At 54.0% G+C, this 683-nt stretch carries 1 protein-coding gene and 1 pseudogene; both read left to right on the top strand.

The features are described from left to right. Positions 1-283, top strand: a pseudogene (locus EXE45_RS17315) (ABC transporter ATP-binding protein); the annotation flags it as partial. After that, positions 280-683 (top strand): ATP-binding cassette domain-containing protein (locus EXE45_RS17310; RefSeq protein ID WP_137695060.1); only part of this gene is annotated, 404 nt, incomplete at its 3' end. The pseudogene EXE45_RS17315 and the gene EXE45_RS17310, both read left to right, overlap by 4 nt.

Genomic DNA, 683 nt, shown 5'->3' with positions numbered 1-683 from the left:
AATCGCTCGAGCACTATTGACAGACCCGGATATCGTGCTGTTAGACGAGCCGCTAGCCGGGGTGAACCCAACTCTCGAGCAGAAGATCCTCAGTCGAATCGAAGATCTCGTCGAGGACGGTTACTCGTTCCTCCTCATCGAACACGACATCGATCTCATCATGGACAACTGCGAGCGAGTCGTAGTCATGCATCAAGGCGGGGTCCTGACGACCGGTTCCCCGGACGATGTGAAATCAGATGAGCGCGTAATCGAGGCGTACCTCGGTGGTGATGACGTGTGACTGTTCTTGATGTAGAAGGACTGGACGCCGGGTACGGCGATCTACAGATCTTATCCAATGTCGATATGACCGTCGATGACAGTGAGTATGTAACCATCGTCGGGCCGAACGGCGCAGGAAAATCCACGGCGATGAAATCTGTTCTCGGATTGACGACGTACATGGACGGATCGATTACGCTCAACGGCGAGTCCATCGAAGGAATGGACACGAATGCCATTATCGAGCGGGGTGTTAGTTATGTGCCGCAGAGCGACAGCCTCTTTTCATCGATGACCGTTCGAGAAAATCTCCTCATGGGTGCGTTCAGTCTGCCGGAAGTTCCCGAAGATCGGCTGGAAGAGATTCTCGATCGGTTCCCGATTTTAAAAGAACGCCAGCGACAGCGGGCCGGGACGAT

It is taken from the genome of Halorubrum sp. SP9, from assembly GCF_005435015.1.
GTDB lineage: Archaea > Halobacteriota > Halobacteria > Halobacteriales > Haloferacaceae > Halorubrum > Halorubrum sodomense.
This window is presented reverse-complemented; position numbering and strand designations above follow the sequence as displayed.